1 protein-coding gene is annotated in these 333 nt (G+C 58.0%); it reads left to right on the top strand.

Annotation, left to right across the window (positions count from 1 at the left end; genetic code table 11):
• A partial coding sequence (locus ALO43_RS15425) for a penicillin acylase family protein (protein WP_174518501.1) occupies nt 1-224 on the top strand: 224 nt, incomplete at its 5' end.
• Nucleotides 225-333: the final 109 nt, after the last annotated feature.

Raw genomic sequence — 333 nt, 5'->3', positions numbered from 1 at the left:
GCGCCACCAGCTATCTGCAGGTCGTGACGTTTGATGAGCAGGGGCCCAGAGCGCAAGGTCTGCTGGCATTTTCTGAATCGAGCAACCCGCAGTCTGCCCACTCAAGGGACCAGACCGAGGCGTTTTCGAAAAAGCAGTGGAGTGAGTTGCCGTTCACCGAACAGCAAATCAAGGCTGATCTAGCGTATCAGGTGCAGGTGATCAGCGAGGAGGGCAGCCGCTGAACATGGCAGGAGAAGCGTTTGGGCCGGGCGGCCCAAATGCGCTTGCCTGTCGGGATTAGCCGCCGGGCGTATCGATATCGGCGTCAACACCTGTCTCTTATACACATCT

The organism is Pseudomonas tremae, from assembly GCF_001401155.1.
GTDB classification, from domain to species: domain Bacteria; phylum Pseudomonadota; class Gammaproteobacteria; order Pseudomonadales; family Pseudomonadaceae; genus Aquipseudomonas; species Aquipseudomonas tremae.
The sequence above is the reverse complement of the archived record's forward strand: the minus strand, read 5'-3'. Positions and strand labels throughout refer to the sequence as shown.